This is a genomic window from Bordetella sp., assembly GCF_051960075.1.
Taxonomy (GTDB): Bacteria; Pseudomonadota; Gammaproteobacteria; order Burkholderiales; family Burkholderiaceae_B; genus Bordetella.
The window spans coordinates 20,753-36,922 of the sequence record NZ_JBQCER010000071.1; the positions used below are offsets into that span (position 1 = coordinate 20,753).

Genomic DNA, 16,170 nt, shown 5'->3' on the forward strand with positions numbered 1-16,170 from the left:
TCAAGCCAGCGCGCTGGCGGCGCGCGCCAGTTCGGTGATGGCGGACCAGTCGCGCGCTGCGACGGCGGCCTGCGGCGTGAGCCAGGAGCCGCCCACGCACAGTACGTTGGGCAGCGCCAGATAGTCTGCAGCATTGGCTGGGCTAATCCCTCCGGTGGGGCAATATTTGAGGTCGGGCAGCGGACCGGCCAGCGCCTTGAGCAGCGCGCGGCCGCCGACGGCTTCGGCCGGGAACAGCTTCTGTACGGTGAAACCGCAGTCCGCCGCCCACATCGCTTCGGCCGGCGTGGCAACGCCGGGCAGGAAAGGCACGGGCAAGCCGCGCGCCGCGGCGGCCAGATCGGGCGTGAGTCCCGGGCTGATCGCGAAACGCGCGCCGGCCTTGAGCGCTGCTTCCAACTGAGCGGCGTTGCGCACGGTACCCACGCCGACGATCGCATCGGGCACGTCGGCGCCGATCGCGCGTATGGCGTCGAGCGCGGCGTCCGAGCGCAGCGTTACCTCCAGCGAGCGGATGCCGCCCGCCACCAGGGCGCGCGCCAGATCCACCGCAGTGTCCAGTTCGTCGATGACAATCACCGGCATGACCGGGCTTTGCTGCAACAATTTCAAGGCATCCATCTGGAGTTACTCCTGCCAATCGGGAAGGCGGAACGACGCCGCGCCGGCTTCGGCGGCGTCGGCGTTCTGGCGAAAGACCGCGAACAGCTCGCGACCTACGCCATATTGATTGTGGGAAAGATCGGCGCGGGCGATTTCTCGCGCGGCCCATTCGGCGGCGGGAACCAGCACGGCCAATTCGCCCGTATTGGCATCGACGCGCACCAGATCGCCGTCGCGTACGCGTGCGATCGGGCCGCCTGCGACGGCCTCGGGACTGACGTGGATCGTCGCCGGCACCTTGCCTGAGGCGCCCGACATGCGCCCGTCAGTGACCAGCGCGACGTGAAAGCCCTGTTCTTGCAGCACCGACAGCGCCGGCGTGAGCTTGTGCAGCTCGGGCATGCCGTTGGCGCGTGGGCCCTGAAAGCGGATCACCGCGACGAAATCGCGCGCCAGCTCGCCGCGCTTGAACGCCGCGAGCAGCGCGTCCTGATCGTCGAACACCAGGGCTGGCGCCTCGATCACGCGGTGCTCGGGCTTGACCGCCGATACCTTGATGACCGCGCGGCCCAGGTTGCCGGTCATGAGTTTGAGGCCGCCGTCGCGGCTGAACGGTTCGCTGGCCGGACGCAGCACGTCCAGGTCGTGCGAGGCCGATGCCGCGTCGCGCCAGACCAGCGCGCCATCGTCCAGGAAGGGCTCCTGGGTATATTGCGCGAGGCCCGGCCCCATGGCGGTATTGACGTCGCCGTGCAGCAGGCCGGCACCGAGCAGTTCGCGGATCACGAAGCCCATGCCGCCAGCGGCGTGGAAGTGGTTTACGTCGGCCTTGCCGTTCGGGTAGACGCGCGCCAGCAGCGGCACCACGGCCGACAGCTCGGCGAAGTCGTCCCAGTTGATATTGATGCCGGCCGCGCGCGCGATTGCCACCAGGTGCAGCGTGTGATTGGTCGAACCGCCGGTGGCGTGCAGGCCGACGATCCCGTTGACGATGGCTTTTTCGTCGATCACTTCGGCGATCGGGGTGTAGCGTTCGCCCTGGGCCGAGATGGCCACGGCGCGCCGCGCGGCTTCGTAGGTGAGCGCCTCGCGCAGCGGGGTGTTCGGGTTGATGAAGGCCGCGCCCGGCAGATGCAGGCCCATGATCTCCATCAGCATCTGGTTGGAGTTGGCGGTGCCGTAAAAAGTGCAGGTGCCGGGACCGTGGTAGGACTTGGATTCGGCCTCCAGCAGTTCCTCGCGGCCGATCTTGCCCTGGGCGAAGAGCTGCCGCGTCTTGGCTTTTTCGTCGTTGGACAGGCCGGTGGTCATGGGGCCCGCCGGCACGAACACGGCAGGCAGATGGCCGAACGTGAGCGCGCCGATCAGCAGACCCGGCACGATCTTGTCGCACACGCCCAGGTACAGCGCGGCGTCGAACATCTGGTGCGACAGTGCCACGGCGGTGGCCATGGCGATCACGTCGCGCGAGAACAGCGACAGCTCCATGCCGGCCTGGCCCTGGGTTACGCCGTCGCACATGGCGGGCACGCCGCCGGCGTACTGCGCTGTGGCGCCGGCCGCGTGGGCGGCTTGCTTGATCCAGGCCGGAAAGGCGGCAAGCGGCTGATGGGCCGACAGCATGTCGTTGTAGGCCGAGACGATGGCGAGATTGGGGCGCGATGCCGGCGACACGTCCTTGAGCAGGATCTTGTCCTGCCCCGGCATGGCGGCGAAGGCATGGGCCAGGTTGGTGCAGCCCAGATGGCTGCGCTCGACCCTGTTGCGATAGGCCGCCCGCTGGCGGGTCAGATAGGCCGCGCGCGTGTCGCGGCTGCGTTCGACGATACGGTCCGTGACGGCGGCCAGAATGGGGTGCAGGGCCATGATGGACTTCCTGTAATCGGAGAGGAGGGAAAACGGATTGTAGTTTTACTACACATTTTTCGTAAAGAAGAAGTAGTATTACTACATAAAACATCTGCATGCTTCAGAAACGAGGGAGGCTTTGCATGGCGACCACGCCGGCTTTCGATATGGTGCTGTTCGGCGGCACCGGAGACCTGGTCATGAGAAAGCTCCTGCCCGCGCTCTACCAGGCGCACAAGGCCGGGCTGCTGCACCAGGATGGGCGCATCGTCGCCCTGGGGCGCAAGAACCTCGGGCGAGAGGGCTATCTTGCCCAGGTGCAGGAAAAAGCGCGTCCGCACATGGAACCGGGTTTCGATCCGTCGGCCTGGATCACCTTCCTTGAACGCGTCGATTTCCACAAACTGGAAGCGGCCGAGCCCGGCGATTATGCAAGCCTTGCGCAGCGGCTCGGACCGGATGGCGAGCGCATCACGGTCTGCTATCTGGCCACCACGCCGGATTTGTTCACCACCATTTGCGAGCAACTGGCGGCCGTCGGGCTGAATCGCCCCTCGGTACGCGTAGTGCTCGAAAAGCCGCTGGGCCACGATCTGGACTCATCCGAGTCGATCAACGACGCGGTGGCGCGCTACTTCGCCGAAGACCAGACCTATCGCATAGACCATTATCTGGGCAAGGAGTCGGTGCAGAATCTCATGGCGATCCGCTTCGGCAATGCACTCTTCGAACCGCTGTGGCGGCATGAGTGGGTCGACAACGTGCAGATCACCATCGCCGAAGAGCTGGGTGTGGAAGGGCGCGGCGAGTTCTATGACAAGACCGGCGCGCTGCGCGACATGGTGCAGAATCACTTGCTGCAGCTGCTGTGCATTGTGGCGATGGAGCCGCCGGCAACGCTGGAGGCCAACGCCATCCGCGACGAGAAGCTCAAGGCGCTCAAGGCGCTCAAGCCCTTCAGCGCCGAGGATGTGGCGCTCAAGACCGTGCGCGGCCAGTACAAGGCCGGCGCGGTGGGCGGCAGGCCGGTGCCGGGGTTTCACGACGAGGCGAATATTCCGGCCGACAGCCGCACCGAGACGTTCGTCGCGCTGCGGGCTGAGATCGCCAATTGGCGCTGGGCCGGCGTGCCGTTCTTTCTGCGCACGGGCAAGCGCATGCAGGAGCGTCTGGCCGAGATCGTGATCAATTTTCGCGACGTGCCGCACTCGCTCTTCGAAAATCCGGCCGGCCAGCACACCGCCAACCGCCTGGTCATCCGCCTGCAGCCCGAGGAAAGTATTCGCCTGTACTTCCTGGCCAAAGAGCCGGGCGACGCCATGCGTCTGCAGTCCACACATCTGGATCTGGATTTCCAGTCCATGTACAAGGTGCGCCGCGCCGATGCCTACGAGCGCCTGCTGCTCGATGTGATCCGGGGCAGGTTGGCGCTCTTCATGCGCCGCGATGAACTGGTCGAGGCTTGGCGCTGGGTCGAACCCATCATCGAGAACTGGGAGCAGAGCACCGTGCCGCCCAAGTCGTATACCGCAGGCACCTGGGGACCGGCGGCCTCGACCGGACTCCTTTCGCGCGCCGGTGCGGCATGGAACGAGGAAGCCTGAACGATGTGGATCCAGTGCTCGGATAGCGCCGAACATATGGCGGCGCTGGTGCAGGCCGTCGTCCAGCCGTTGGCCGCCGCGCTCGACGCCGAAGGCGGTGCGGTGCTGGCCGTATCGGGCGGGCGCTCGCCCGTGCCCTTGTTCCATGCGCTGCGCGAGGCCGATCTGGATTGGTCGCGCGTACTGATCACCTTGGTGGACGAGCGCTGTGTGCCCCCCGATCACGCCGACAGCAACGAGCGTCTGGTGCGCGAGCATCTATTGGCCGGACGCGCCGCGGCGGCGCGTTTTGCCGGCCTGGTGCGCGATCCGTCGGATATCGCAGGCTCGGTGACGGCCGCCAATGCTGCGGCGCGGCCCATCACCGTGGCCTTGCTGGGCATGGGCGAAGACGGGCATACCGCCTCGTTGTTTCCTGGGGCGCCGGAACTGGCTGCCGGACTCGATTCGGCGAGCCGGGCGCACTATCTGGCGGTGACGCCGCCGTCTGCGCCGCATGCGCGCATCAGCCTGACTCTGGCGGAGCTGCTGCGGTCGCGACTATTGCTGCTCGCCATCGCCGGCCCGGCCAAGCGGCGCGTGTTCGATGCCGCCTGCGTCGCGCTTACTCCCGATCTGCCCATCAGCGCCCTGGTACATCAGACCCAGGCGCCGCTCGATGTGTATTGGGCCCCCTGACCATCATGGATGCATCCATGCTCGATCGCATCAAAAGCCAGTTCGAATCGCTGTCCGCCGCCGAACGCAAAGTGTCGCAGCTGGTGCTGGGACAACCGAATCAGGTGATCCAGGCCACCGTGGCCGATATCGCCAAAAAGGCAGGTGTGAGCCAGCCCACCGTGATCCGTTTCTGTCGTTCGCTGGGCTGCACCGGCCTGCCCGACTTCAAGCTCAAGCTGGCCGGCAGCCTAGTCGCCGGCGTGCCCTACGTGCATTCGAGCGTGCGGCCGGGTGATCCGACCTCGGAGCTGTCGGCCAAGGTATTCGACAACGCCGTGTCGGCTTTGCTCAAATGCCGCAACGATGTCAACCCGGCCATGCTCGACGCGGCGATCGCACTGTTGGCCAAGGCGCGCCGCATCGAGTTCTACGGCCTGGGAAATTCCGGCATCATTGCCGCCGACGCTCAGCACAAATTCTTCCGCTTCGACATTCCGGCCGTCTCCTACGCCGATCCGCACGTGCAGGCCATGGCTGCCTCGCTGCTGGGCCCGCGCGATGTGCTGGTGGCGATTTCCACTTCCGGCCGCTCCAACGAGTTGCTGGACGCGGTGGAAATCGCGCGCGCCAATCGCTGCCCCGTGGTGGCGATCACGACCTCCGGCACACCGCTGGCGCGGCTGGCCACGGTGCCGCTGATCGCTGACACGCAAGAAGACACCGAGATCTACAGCCCGATGCTGTCGCGTATCGTGCATCTGGTGCTGATCGATGTGCTGGCGGTCGGCGTGGCACTCAAGCATGGACCGGCGGTGAGCGCCACGTTGGAAAAGACCAAGCGCAGCTTGAAGCGGCGGCGCTATCGAGCCGACGCCTGATTCGATCGTCTGTGTTGTCTGTGCGGCTCACTGCCGCGCAGTGCGTACGCCGCCGACGCTGGCATGGGGCACATTGCTGCGCCAAGGGTTGATATCCAGCCCGCCGCGCCGCGTGTAGCGGGCATAGACGGTGAGTTCGGAGGGCGCGCAGGCGCGCATGATATCGGTGTGGATCTGCTCTACGCAATGTTCGTGAAAGCCCGCGTGCTCGCGGAAAGACACGATGTACTTGAGCAGCGATTCGCGATCGATGGCGCGGCCACGATAGCGAATCTGCACGCTGGCCCAATCGGGCTGGCCGGTCACCGGGCAATTGGACTTGAGCAGGCGCGAGACCAGCGTTTCTTCGATCACTTCTGTGTCGCGCGATCCCGCAGCATGGCGCAATAGTTCGGGGGCAGGCTGGTAGGTTTCGATGGCGACATCGAGCGCATCCAGGTCGGTGCCGTCGAGCTCGGCGATGGTCTGCCGCGCGAAGTCGCGCGGAGCAATGAGATCCAGCCTTACGGGCGCGCCGACGGCAGCGCCGAGATCGCGCGCGAGCCGTTCGCGCAGCGTCGATTCGTCGTCCAGGCGGGTCTGGTTAAACGAGTTCAGGTAGAGCTTGAACGATTTGGATTCGATCAGTCGCGGGCTGTCGGCCGGAATAGTGAAGACGGCCATCGCTACCAGAGGCTTGCCTTTGGCGTTCAACCAAGAGAGTTCGTAGGCCGTCCAGATATCGGCGCCGTGGAAGGGCAGGGGTTTTGCGGCGTTCAGACCCAATGCGGTTCGATTGGCTGCGCGCTCGATGGGAAAGAGCAGCGCGGGATCGTATTGGGCGGGATAGGCGACGTGATGGCCCAAGGGGGCGTCGGTCAGCGACATGTGATGCATTCGTAGACAGGCAGGACTTGCATTGTAAGAGGCCGGACGCAGAGTGAGCTGCCGAGCGTTTGTCGCGTTCACGCGACATCGGGTTGCGGCAACACGGGATGCAACAGTCGGAATTTCCGGTCTTGATTTTCTGGCCAGTGAAAATCGATCAAAATTTCATATTATGAAATATCAATAATGGCATCCGAAAAGTTATGCCGCTCTGCATCATTTTCTGATTTTACGAGGCCAAAAATCGTTTCATAATGCAAAATGATCGTTGTAATTTATTGATTTATATAAGAAAAATATTTCTTTTATTGGACCGGAAAAATCTTGCTGCGATGCCAGAATGAAATCGTGCTTTTTCAATGACTCGTGCAGTCGGCAAAGCCAGCGCCGGATACCTCGGTTTTAAGTCCGGAACTTTTTTCTACCAATCAAGAGGAACCTAGTGATGAATCGTCGCCAACTCGAAATCAGCCACCTGGAACAGGACTGGGCCGGAAACCAACGCTGGAAGGGCGTTTCCCGCGCCTATAGCGCAGCCGACGTCGTAAAGCTGCGCGGCTCCGTCGCAGTTGAACATACGCTGGCCAAACGGGGTGCGCAGCGCCTGTGGCAATCGCTGCATACCGAACCCTTCGTCAATTCGCTGGGCGCTCTCACCGGCAACCAGGCCATGCAGCAGGTCAAGGCCGGGCTCAAGGCCATTTACCTGTCGGGCTGGCAGGTCGCGGGCGACGCCAACTCGGCCGGCGAAATGTATCCGGACCAGTCGTTGTACCCCGTCAATTCCGTGCCTATGGTCGTGCGCCGCATCAACAACAGCCTGACCCGCTGCGACCAGATCCAGTGGATGGAAGGCGTCGGTCCCGGCGATGAGGGTTACGTGGATTACTTCGCCCCCATCGTAGCCGACGCGGAGGCCGGTTTCGGCGGGGTGCTTAACGCCTATGAGCTTATGAAGGCCATGATCGAGGCCGGGGCGGCGGGCGTGCATTTCGAGGATCAGCTCGCCTCGGTGAAGAAGTGCGGCCACATGGGCGGCAAGGTGCTGGTACCGACCCGCGAAGCCGTGGCCAAGCTGGTGTCCGCCCGCCTGGCGGCCGATGTGCTGGGCGTGCCGACGCTGCTGCTGGCCCGCACCGACGCCGACGCCGCGGATCTGGTGACCAGCGACGTGGACGAGAACGACCGCCCCTTTCTTACCGGCGAACGCACGATGGAGGGTTTCTTTCGCACGCGCGCCGGCATCGATCAGGCCATCTCGCGCGGCCTGGCCTATGCGCCGTACGCCGATCTGATCTGGTGCGAGACGTCCACGCCGAACCTGGAATACGCGCGCAAGTTCGCCGAGGCCATTCATCAGCGCTTCCCGGGCAAGCTGCTGGCCTACAACTGCTCGCCGTCGTTCAACTGGAAGAAGAACCTGGACGATGCCACCATTGCCAAGTTCCAGCGTGAGTTGGGCGCCATGGGCTACAAGTTCCAGTTCATCACGCTGGCCGGCTTCCACTCGCTGAACTACGGCATGTTCGAATTGGCGCACGGCTACGCCCGCCGCCAGATGAGCGCCTTCGTCGAACTGCAGCAGAAAGAGTTCGCGGCCGCCGAGTTGGGTTTTACCGCGGTGAAGCATCAGCGCGAAGTGGGCACAGGCTATTTCGACGCCGTGACGCAGGTGATCGAAGCGGGCCGCTCGTCGACGACGGCCTTGACCGGTTCAACCGAGGAGGCGCAGTTCGACGACCATGAGGAGCCGCTGGCGCAGGTGGCGTAATCGGTCTGCAGGCAGGAGCAGATAAAAAAAGGCCGCGTCTGTGACGCGGCCTTTTTGTCGACGCACCGAGTGCTTAATTGCGGTTGTTGCCGGTAAAGGCGCTGAGCAGCATCAGCAGGTTGGTAAAGACGTTGTAGACGTCGAGATAGACAGCCAGGGTGGCGGTGACGTAGTTGGTTTCGCCGCCGTTGATGATGCGCTGCAGATCGACCAGCATGAAAGCCGAGAAGATCACGATGGCCAGCACCGACACGGTGAGCATGAGCGCCGGCAGGTGCAGGAAGATGTTGGCCAGGCTGGCCACGATGATCACCATGAGGCCGGCGAACAGCCACTTGCCCAGGCTGCTGGAGAGGTCGCGCTTGACGGTGCTGGCCAGCGAGGCCATGGCGCCGAACACGATGGCCGTGCCGCCGAAGGCCGTCATGATCAGTTGAGCGCCGTTGCTGCGACCGAGTACGAAGCCGAGCAGCTGCGACAGCATCACACCCATGAAAAAGGTGAAAACCAGCAGCAGAGCCACGCCCAGCGAGCTGTTTTTATTGCGCTCGATTCCGAACATCAGGCCGAAGGCGCCGATCAGGAAAATGATGGCGGTGGTGCCGGGGCTTGCAGCCATGGCCTGGTTCAGGCCCAGCGACAAGGCCAGGGCGGCGCCCAGCACCGTGGGAATCATCGACAAGGCGAGCAGCCAGTACGTATTGCGCAGCACACGGTTGCGGACGACCTCGCCCGGCGCGCCGGCATATGCGTCGGTGCCGGAACGGTTGAAGGGGGAAGGACGGAAATCGTTCATGGCGGTTCCTCTGGGAGGGTACGAATGAAAGCAGAGCGGGCACAATGCCTAATCGGCTTTAGGGTAAGTATGCCTGACAGGTTTCTTAATTTCCACTGAATCCTGTCGGAAGTCATATGAGGGTATTACGGCGGATTTCAACCAGGTCGTATGCGGGACATGGCCTGTGCCAAGATGGCGGGCAATTCGGCCTCGAGCCGCTGGCGCAGCGTGGCCGAGGCCTCGTCCACGGCGACTTTGATGGCCTGTTCGAGATCGGCCTGCAGGGCGGCGCGCAGCACGGCCTCGGGAACGCCCGGAAAAGCGACCGGCGTATCGAGCACGGGAATGTCGGCCTCGGCACGCTGCGTCAGCGTGGGAATGCCGTCGATGGGGTATGGGGGCATGATGGACCTCCGGATTGGGCTAGGGCCTATTGGCGCTCACAGGCCCTATGTCATGGCTGTGCAGATCGTGGCCGGCCGCCTGGTAGACGCGCCAGCGCTGGCGCGCCGCTTGTCTATCGATGGCGTCGCCAGAAACGAATTCCAGCAGGCGCGCGTAGACCTCATAGCCGGGCGGGCAGTCGTCGTCCAGATTCAGGAGCCAGGCCTGCGCCGCCTGATCGGCCGGCAGGGCGTCTGCCGGATCGGCAGCGGTGAGCAGCACGGGCGTGTCGGGCGCCAGCGGATCGTTCGCCAGCACGTGCGGCACGAAGGAAATATCGTCCAGCGCCCACAGCATGCGATCGAACGCCGCAAGCCTTGCGCCGTCGCTGCAGTAGACCACCAGGCGCAAGCCTGCCTGGTGCTGCTTGCAGGCAGTCTGGCAGGCTGAGCGCAGGCGATCCGGCGCGCCGAAGGCGAAGTCGATGCGCATTTACCGGCGCCGCCCTGGCGAGCCGCCGGGCCGCCTCGCGGCAAGTGTCACCTTCGGCATACAGGGAGACGGGCGAACACGCAGGGCGAGCCGGTGCATCATCGGCGATTCAGCAGGTATTGCGCCAGGAGCGGCACGGGCCTGGCCGTGGAGCCCTTGTCGTTGCCGCTCTTCCAGGCCGTGCCGGCGATGTCCAGATGCGCCCAGGGGTAGGCCTTGGTAAAGCGCGACAGGAAGCAGGCGGCCGTGACGGCACCAGCCTTGGGACCGCCGATGTTGGCGATGTCGGCGAAATTGGACTTGAGTTGTTCTTGATAAGCGTCGTCCAGCGGCATGCGCCAGGCCGGGTCCAGTGCCTGCTTGCCGGCAGCCAGCAGGGCGTCGGCCAGGTCGTCGTTGGTGGAGAACAGTCCGGTGTTGACGCTGCCCAGAGCCACCACGCAGGCACCGGTGAGCGTGGCGATGTCGATCACGGCGGCCGGCTTGAAGCGTTCGGCGTAGGTGAGGGCGTCGCACAGGATCAGGCGGCCTTCGGCGTCGGTGTTGAGAATCTCGATGGTCTGGCCCGACATGCTGGTGACTACGTCGCCGGGCCGGTTGGCGCGGCCGCTGGGCATGTTCTCGCAGCTGGCCACCAGGCCGATGACCTCGTAAGGCAGGTCGAGTTCGGCGAGCGCGCGGAAGGTGCCCAGCACGCTGGCCGCGCCGCACATGTCGAATTTCATTTCGTCCATGTTGGCGGCCGGTTTGATCGAGATGCCGCCCGAGTCGAAGGTGATGCCCTTGCCCACCAGCACCACCGGGCCGGCTGGCAGCTTGCTTTTGGCCTTGGTCGGCGCCTTGCCGGCATGGCGCAGCACGATGAAGCGCGGCGGTTCGTAGGAGCCGCGCGCCACCGACAGGAAGGAGCCCATGCCCAGCGCTTCGATCTGCTTCTGTTCGAGCACCTGGACTTTGATAGTCTTGAACTCGCGCGCCAGCTTCTTGGCCTGTTCGCCCAGGTAGGAGGGCGTGCAGATGTTGGCGGGCAGGTTACCCAGGGTCTTGGCCAGTTTCATGCCCTGCGCGATGGCCGCGCCTTCTTTCAGGCCTTGCTGGGCGGCCGACGCGTCGGCGCGCTCGACGACCTGGGCGATTTTCTTGAGCTTGGGACGCGCATCGGCGTCGCGTTTGCCCAAGGTGTCGTCGTAGTGGTAGACCGCATTGCCGGCGGCGATGGCCGCGGAGCGGGCGCGGTCGGCTATCGAGACGGAACTGCCGCCGATTTCGATGGCGGCCAGGGTCGAGACGCCTTCGGTCAGGCGGGCCGAAACGCAATAGGCCGCGAAGGCCTGCTCGGCGCCGGCGTGCGCGCGGGAGTCGTATTCCTCGCGCTTGCCCAGACCCACCAGCACCACGCGCTGGGCCGATACGCCCTGCAGATCGCGCAGCACCAGCGTACTGCCGACGCGGCCGCGAAACTCGTTCTTGGCGACGGCGCGCAGGCGGCCGCCCGCAGCGTGGTCGAGCACGTCGGCGGCAGGACTCAGCTGGCCGTCGGCGTAGACGCCCACCGCCAGCGCGGCAGTCTTGATTTGATGGGGAGAGGCGGTGGTCTGTGTGCTAAATTCCATGACTCTATTTTCCGGGACGGGCCGAAGGCGGCCGACGTGGTTGGCTTGCGAGGCGGGTGGCCGGCGGGCTCGATCGCCGTCGATCAGAAACCGGCTCTTGTCCTGCGGGATTATCCCCCAAAATTCTCACATGTCTTTATTCAAGCGATCCGTCGTCAGCGAGATCACGAGTCATGGTGGCGTGGTGTTTTCCACGCTGCTCATCGTGTGGGTCAGCGTGCTGCTGGTGCGCCTGCTGGGCGAAGCGGCTGCCGGCAACATCGGCGCCAACGTGGTGATGGGGCTGGCCGCGCTGTCGACCATCACGGCGATGCCCATCATTCTTCTCGTGTCGCTCTTTATTGCGGTGCTGACCACGGTCACGCGCAATTACCGCGAATCCGAAATGGTGGTCTGGTTCGCCAGCGGGCTGTCGTTGACCGACTGGCTCAAGCCGGTGCTGACGGTGGCAGTGCCGGTGGCAGTGGTCACGGCCTGGTTCACCATGGTGGCCGCGCCCTGGTCTTACCGGCAGATCGGCGAATACCGCGACCGCTACGAGCAGCGCTCCGATCTATCCAAAGTCACGGCCGGGCAGTTCGTCGAATCCGAGGCCGGCAAGCGCGTGTTCTTCGCCGAAGATCCGGCCAAGCCGGGCCAGGAACTGGGCGTCGTGTTCGCACGCCTCCTTGATCCGGAATGGCTCAGCGTCATCACCGCGCACAGCGCGCACACCGAAGTCATGCCCAACGGCGACCGCTTCGTGGTGCTGGACAAAGGGCATCGCTACGACCTCAAGCCCGGCACGCCCGAAATTCGCCTGGTGAATTTCGAGCACTACGGCCTGCGTCTGGAAAGCCGCTCGTCGACAGACCCCGTGGCGGAGGCCAAAGCGAAGGCCGAGAGCTCGAGCAAGGCGCGCAGCACGGAGCAACTGGTAACCGACAACACCGCCGATAGCTGGTCGCAGGTGATGTGGCGCATTTCCATGCCGCTTGCAGCGCTCAACCTGGCTTTGCTGGCCATACCGCTAGGCGCGGTCAATCCCCGCCTTGGCCGCTCCGGCGATCTGTTGATCGCAGGTCTCGTGGCCATGCTCTACATGAACCTGATCAACTTGTCCCGCGCCTGGATCGGCGACGGCAAGATCAGCTTCGGCATGGGCGTATGGACAATCCACGCGCTGGTGCTGGGTTTGTTCACATTGCTCCTGATGCACAGGCTGCGCGTGAAAGCGCCCAAGCAGCAGACCTAGAAGTACGCAATCTGGCGCTATCACTGCTAGTACTAGAATAAACACTTCCTTTGTACTAGCTTGAATGGCTGGGCATAATGGGCCGGAACCCTATTCAGGCCCCTGCGGGGATACGTCACGTGTCCGCGCGAACCGACCCGCCGCGAGGCATCCGGCGCCCATGCCATGACCGACGACAGCAACGACTACTGGAAACGCAATCTGATCGTTTGCGTCTTCGGCTCCTTCACCACGATCGTGGCGATGACGCTGCTGCTGCCGTTCCTGCCTTTGTACGTCGAGCAGCTCGGCGTGCGGGATCATGCCGCCATCGTGCAATGGTCGGGCATCGCGTACGGCGCGACTTTCTTTTCCGCAGCGCTGACTGCCCCCTTGTGGGGGCGTCTGGCCGATCGCTACGGCCGCAAGCTCATGCTGATCCGCGCAAGTCTGGGCATGGCGGTCGCGATGTCATTGCTCGGCATGGCGCACGACATATGGCAATTGGTGGCGTTGCGGCTGCTGGCGGGCTTGCTCGGCGGCTATGCCTCGGGCTCGATGGTGCTGGTCGCTTCGCAAACGCCCAAGGCCCGCTCCGGCTGGGCGCTCGGGGTGCTGTCGGCCGGCGTCATGGCGGGCAACCTCGTCGGCCCCTTGATCGGAGGGTTGCTGCCGCCGCTCATCGGCATACGCAATACCTTTCTGATGGCGGGCGGCGTCATCTTCTTTACCTTTCTCGCGACGACCTTCCTGATCCGCGAAGCGGCGCACGCGTTCAACGGCAAGACGCGCAAGGCGGGCGGCGGCTGGGCGCAAATCCCGGACAAGCAACCCATCGCCGCCATGCTCGCGACGGGCCTGCTGGTGATGTTCGCCACGATGTCGATCGAGCCGATCATTACGGTCTACGTCGCGCAACTGGTCGAACCGACGCGTGTGACTTTCGTCGCGGGGCTGGTGATGTCGGCGGCGGCGCTGGGCAGCATTCTGTCCTCCTCGCACTTGGGCAAGCTCGCCGACCGCGTCGGGCATTGGCGCATCATCATCGCCTGTCTTTTCGCCGCCGCAGCCCTGCTGATTCCGCAGGCCTTCGTGACGAGCAGCGGGCAGCTCATCGCGTTGCGTTTTCTGATGGGGCTTGCCTTGGGCGGACTGCTCCCCTGCATCACCAGCGTCATTCGCCACAACGTGCCCGAGACGATCGTCGGCGGCATTCTGGGGTATTCGGTGTCGGCGCAATATGCCGGCCAGGTGCTCGGGCCGCTGGGCGGGGGGTTCGTCGGCGGGCATATCGGCATGCGCTCGGTTTTTCTCGGCACAGCCGGTCTGATGGCCGCCGGCGCGCTGGTCAATTTATTCGTGGAGCGGCGCCGGTCGCAGTCGCAGTGACGCGCGCGGTACAGGCGGGCCCGGATGATTTAAGAATATTATTATAAGTAATATAAATTTATTTCTATATTACTTATAATAGGGCCTCACTACCGCGGGCCCTGCCATGAACCTCCAGCAATTTCGTTTCGTGCGCGAAACCATCCGGCGCGACTACAACCTCACCGAGGCGGCGCGGACGCTCTACACGTCTCAGCCCGGCGTGTCCAAGGCCATCATCGAGTTCGAGGACGAGCTGGGTCTGAAGATCTTCGAGCGCCACGGCAAGCGCATCAAGGGCCTGACCAAGCCCGGCCAGGCCGTGGCGCAGGTCATCGACCGCATCATGCGCGAGGTGGACAACCTCAAGAAGGTCAGCGACGAATACGCGCGGCGCGACGAAGGCGGACTGGTGATCGCCTGCACCCACACCCAGGCGCGCTATCTGCTGCCGCGGGTCATACCCGAGTTTCGCAAGCAGTTTCCCAAGGTGCGCCTGTCGCTGGCCGAAGGCAGCCCGGGCCAGCTGGCCGAGATGGTGCTGCACGAGCAGGCCGACATGGCGCTGGCCACCGAATCGCTGGCGCTTACGCCCGGTCTGGTCACCATGCCGGTGTATTCCTGGGAGCATACGGTGGTGATCCGCCGCGATCATCCCCTGGGCGATCTCACCTCCAGCGAAGCGCGCAACCTTACGTTGGCGCAGCTGGCGGCGTATCCCATCGTGACCTACGACCGCGCTTTCACGGGGCGCACCACGATAGACGAGGTGTTTTCCAGCCAGGGAATGCACCCCGACATCGTGCTCGAAGCCATCGACGCCGACGTGATCAAAACCTACGTGGACGTGGGCATGGGCATCGGCATCATCGCGGGCGTGGCCTACGATCCGCGGCGCGACACCAATCTGGTGGGCCTGCCGGTGGGGCATCTTTTCGGCACGCACACCACGCGCGTCGGGCTGAAGGCCGGCGTTTTCCTGCGCGATTATGTCTACACCTTCCTGGAAATGCTGGCGCCCGGGCTGGATCGCGAGATGGTGACCGAGGCGATGCTGGGTGTCGAGCCCGAGCATCAGGCCGCGGCGGCCTAGGATTCGTTCGATTTCTTTGACGGCTGCCGACTTGCCGATGCGGGCCGATTTACCGCCGGCCTGTTAGCGCTGAGAGGTGCGCAGCCGCGTATTGTTGTACGCCACCCGCATCGGGATCCGGCGCGCGCCGGAATAGCGGCTGTTCCAGTAGGACACGGTCATGTCGTCGATGCGCACCACGCCGCCGGTGCTGGGTGCGTCGACGAAACGGTCCGCGCCCAGATAGATGCCCACGTGCGAATAGCGCGCGCCCATGGTGTTGAAGAACACCAGGTCGCCGGGACGCAGCTCGCTGCGCGCGATAGGAATACCGAAAGCGGCCTGTTCCGCCGCGTTGCGCGGCAGAGTCATGCCGATGGAGTGCTTGGCGGCATACTGGATCAGGCCGCTGCAGTCGAAACCCGTGGCCGGCGAATCGCCGCCGTAGCGATAGGGCGTGCCCAGCTGTTCCAGGGCCTCGCTGAGTATGGGATGGTGAGAGTGGCCGTGCAGCGCGTCCCGCGTGTATTGGGCCGCGATCAGCGCGCCGATGGGGTCGTCCGAATGGGCGGCCATTTCCTCGGCGTCGATCATTGCATCCGAGTTTCCGTTCATGCCGGCGCAACCGGCCAACGCGGCGAGCGCGGCGACGGCCAAGGCCCGGCGCAGCCAGGCTGCGGGGGTGAGGGCGAGTCGGTTTGCGTTCCGGGTTGCTTGCATGCGCGGGGTCGTGGAAACTTGCGTAGCGGGGAGGATACACCTGGATACTGCGCATGACTATATCAAAGCTGGAGACAAAAGTGAATAAAATCAGGGATTTCCATCACGAATCTATAGCAAATCGCGAGGAATTCTGGCGGCGCGAGGCCGAGCGCATTCACTGGGACGAGTCTTTTGCCCGGGTACTGGACGACAGCCTCCAGCCTTGTGCCCGCTTGAACGTGGCCGGACGCACCAACCTCTGATACAACGCGGTCGACAGCTGGCTCCCCCACAACGCCGACCGACCGGCGCTGCTG

The 16,170-nt window shown here is 64.3% G+C and carries 16 protein-coding genes; 8 read left to right on the plus strand and 8 right to left on the minus strand.

Annotation, left to right across the window (positions count from 1 at the left end):
• Window positions 1-621, minus strand: coding sequence for a bifunctional 4-hydroxy-2-oxoglutarate aldolase/2-dehydro-3-deoxy-phosphogluconate aldolase (gene eda, locus ACTHJ1_RS11860; protein WP_440192494.1), 621 nt, complete (start codon window positions 619-621; stop codon window positions 1-3).
• A gap of 6 nt (window positions 622-627) precedes the next feature.
• The gene (gene edd, locus ACTHJ1_RS11865) at window positions 628-2,469 is read right to left on the minus strand and encodes a phosphogluconate dehydratase (RefSeq protein WP_440192497.1); all 1,842 of its coding nucleotides are present in this window, start codon (window positions 2,467-2,469) and stop codon (window positions 628-630) included.
• A 125-nt stretch (window positions 2,470-2,594) separates the two neighbouring features.
• Between edd and zwf the strand changes: the two genes are divergently transcribed.
• Genes zwf through hexR form a run of 3 tightly spaced genes read left to right on the plus strand, consistent with a single transcriptional unit; the run spans window position 2,595 to window position 5,593 of the window.
• Entirely contained in the window at window positions 2,595-4,055 is a 1,461-nt protein-coding gene (zwf, locus tag ACTHJ1_RS11870; protein WP_440192499.1) for a glucose-6-phosphate dehydrogenase, read from the plus strand.
• 3 nt (window positions 4,056-4,058) lie between these two features.
• Entirely contained in the window at window positions 4,059-4,733 is a 675-nt protein-coding gene (gene pgl / locus ACTHJ1_RS11875; RefSeq protein WP_440192502.1) for a 6-phosphogluconolactonase, read from the plus strand.
• Window positions 4,734-4,750: 17 nt separating this feature from the next.
• Window positions 4,751-5,593 (plus strand): transcriptional regulator HexR, encoded by an 843-nt coding sequence (gene hexR, locus ACTHJ1_RS11880; RefSeq protein WP_440192505.1) that lies wholly within the window; start codon window positions 4,751-4,753, stop codon window positions 5,591-5,593.
• 27 nt (window positions 5,594-5,620) lie between these two features.
• Here the strand turns inward: hexR and queF are convergent, their stop codons facing one another.
• The gene (queF, locus tag ACTHJ1_RS11885) at window positions 5,621-6,460 is read right to left on the minus strand and encodes an NADPH-dependent 7-cyano-7-deazaguanine reductase QueF (protein ID WP_440192507.1); all 840 of its coding nucleotides are present in this window, start codon (window positions 6,458-6,460) and stop codon (window positions 5,621-5,623) included.
• A gap of 445 nt (window positions 6,461-6,905) precedes the next feature.
• On the opposite strand from queF, the gene aceA reads away from it, so the two are divergent.
• Window positions 6,906-8,231 (plus strand): isocitrate lyase, encoded by a 1,326-nt coding sequence (gene aceA, locus ACTHJ1_RS11890; RefSeq protein WP_440192510.1) that lies wholly within the window; start codon window positions 6,906-6,908, stop codon window positions 8,229-8,231.
• Window positions 8,232-8,304: 73 nt separating this feature from the next.
• Here aceA and ACTHJ1_RS11895 read toward each other — a convergent pair whose 3' ends face one another.
• The 4 genes from ACTHJ1_RS11895 to ACTHJ1_RS11910 form a co-directional block, all read right to left on the minus strand.
• Window positions 8,305-9,027, minus strand: coding sequence for a Bax inhibitor-1/YccA family protein (locus ACTHJ1_RS11895; RefSeq protein ID WP_440192513.1), 723 nt, complete (start codon window positions 9,025-9,027; stop codon window positions 8,305-8,307).
• 137 nt (window positions 9,028-9,164) lie between these two features.
• Complete coding sequence (locus tag ACTHJ1_RS11900) at window positions 9,165-9,413, minus strand: hypothetical protein (RefSeq protein WP_440192516.1); 249 nt, start codon at window positions 9,411-9,413, stop codon at window positions 9,165-9,167.
• A gap of 19 nt (window positions 9,414-9,432) precedes the next feature.
• Complete coding sequence (locus ACTHJ1_RS11905) at window positions 9,433-9,885, minus strand: DNA polymerase III subunit chi (protein ID WP_440192519.1); 453 nt, start codon at window positions 9,883-9,885, stop codon at window positions 9,433-9,435.
• A gap of 98 nt (window positions 9,886-9,983) precedes the next feature.
• On the minus strand, window positions 9,984-11,498 hold the full coding sequence (locus ACTHJ1_RS11910; RefSeq protein WP_440192522.1) for a leucyl aminopeptidase: 1,515 nt from the start codon (window positions 11,496-11,498) through the stop codon (window positions 9,984-9,986).
• A gap of 130 nt (window positions 11,499-11,628) precedes the next feature.
• Between ACTHJ1_RS11910 and lptF the strand changes: the two genes are divergently transcribed.
• The 3 genes from lptF to ACTHJ1_RS11925 all read left to right on the plus strand — a co-directional run bounded on the left by lptF (window position 11,629) and on the right by ACTHJ1_RS11925 (window position 15,172).
• Window positions 11,629-12,732: an LPS export ABC transporter permease LptF gene (gene lptF, locus ACTHJ1_RS11915; protein WP_440192524.1), complete on the plus strand. Its 1,104-nt coding sequence runs from the start codon at window positions 11,629-11,631 to the stop codon at window positions 12,730-12,732.
• 165 nt (window positions 12,733-12,897) lie between these two features.
• Window positions 12,898-14,100 carry an MFS transporter gene (locus tag ACTHJ1_RS11920; RefSeq protein ID WP_440192527.1) on the plus strand — a complete coding sequence of 401 codons (1,203 nt, stop codon included), beginning with the start codon at window positions 12,898-12,900 and terminating at the stop codon, window positions 14,098-14,100.
• 106 nt (window positions 14,101-14,206) lie between these two features.
• Entirely contained in the window at window positions 14,207-15,172 is a 966-nt protein-coding gene (locus tag ACTHJ1_RS11925; protein WP_440192530.1) for a CysB family HTH-type transcriptional regulator, read from the plus strand.
• Between the two features lie 63 nt (window positions 15,173-15,235).
• Here the strand turns inward: ACTHJ1_RS11925 and ACTHJ1_RS11930 are convergent, their stop codons facing one another.
• The gene (locus tag ACTHJ1_RS11930; RefSeq protein WP_440192533.1) at window positions 15,236-15,871 is read right to left on the minus strand and encodes a C40 family peptidase; all 636 of its coding nucleotides are present in this window, start codon (window positions 15,869-15,871) and stop codon (window positions 15,236-15,238) included.
• A gap of 53 nt (window positions 15,872-15,924) precedes the next feature.
• Here ACTHJ1_RS11930 and ACTHJ1_RS11935 point away from each other — a divergent pair, with 53 nt between their 5' ends.
• Window positions 15,925-16,116, plus strand: coding sequence for an acetyl-coenzyme A synthetase N-terminal domain-containing protein (locus ACTHJ1_RS11935; protein ID WP_440192536.1), 192 nt, complete (start codon window positions 15,925-15,927; stop codon window positions 16,114-16,116).
• Window positions 16,117-16,170 lie beyond the last annotated feature (54 nt).

What these genes read in the sequence shown, in the direction of transcription:
- eda (WP_440192494.1), bottom strand. Translation starts at nt 621, where the DNA reads ATGGATGCCTTGAAATTGTTGCAGCAAAGCCCGGTCATGCCGGTGATT.
- edd (WP_440192497.1), bottom strand. Translation starts at nt 2,469, where the DNA reads ATGGCCCTGCACCCCATTCTGGCCGCCGTCACGGACCGTATCGTCGAA.
- zwf (WP_440192499.1), top strand. Translation starts at nt 2,595, where the DNA reads ATGGCGACCACGCCGGCTTTCGATATGGTGCTGTTCGGCGGCACCGGA.
- pgl (WP_440192502.1), top strand. Translation starts at nt 4,059, where the DNA reads ATGTGGATCCAGTGCTCGGATAGCGCCGAACATATGGCGGCGCTGGTG.
- hexR (WP_440192505.1), top strand. Translation starts at nt 4,751, where the DNA reads ATGCTCGATCGCATCAAAAGCCAGTTCGAATCGCTGTCCGCCGCCGAA.
- queF (WP_440192507.1), bottom strand. Translation starts at nt 6,460, where the DNA reads ATGTCGCTGACCGACGCCCCCTTGGGCCATCACGTCGCCTATCCCGCC.
- aceA (WP_440192510.1), top strand. Translation starts at nt 6,906, where the DNA reads ATGAATCGTCGCCAACTCGAAATCAGCCACCTGGAACAGGACTGGGCC.
- ACTHJ1_RS11895 (WP_440192513.1), bottom strand. Translation starts at nt 9,027, where the DNA reads ATGAACGATTTCCGTCCTTCCCCCTTCAACCGTTCCGGCACCGACGCA.
- ACTHJ1_RS11900 (WP_440192516.1), bottom strand. Translation starts at nt 9,413, where the DNA reads ATGCCCCCATACCCCATCGACGGCATTCCCACGCTGACGCAGCGTGCC.
- ACTHJ1_RS11905 (WP_440192519.1), bottom strand. Translation starts at nt 9,885, where the DNA reads ATGCGCATCGACTTCGCCTTCGGCGCGCCGGATCGCCTGCGCTCAGCC.
- ACTHJ1_RS11910 (WP_440192522.1), bottom strand. Translation starts at nt 11,498, where the DNA reads ATGGAATTTAGCACACAGACCACCGCCTCTCCCCATCAAATCAAGACT.
- lptF (WP_440192524.1), top strand. Translation starts at nt 11,629, where the DNA reads ATGTCTTTATTCAAGCGATCCGTCGTCAGCGAGATCACGAGTCATGGT.
- ACTHJ1_RS11920 (WP_440192527.1), top strand. Translation starts at nt 12,898, where the DNA reads ATGACCGACGACAGCAACGACTACTGGAAACGCAATCTGATCGTTTGC.
- ACTHJ1_RS11925 (WP_440192530.1), top strand. Translation starts at nt 14,207, where the DNA reads ATGAACCTCCAGCAATTTCGTTTCGTGCGCGAAACCATCCGGCGCGAC.
- ACTHJ1_RS11930 (WP_440192533.1), bottom strand. Translation starts at nt 15,871, where the DNA reads ATGCAAGCAACCCGGAACGCAAACCGACTCGCCCTCACCCCCGCAGCC.
- ACTHJ1_RS11935 (WP_440192536.1), top strand. Translation starts at nt 15,925, where the DNA reads ATGACTATATCAAAGCTGGAGACAAAAGTGAATAAAATCAGGGATTTC.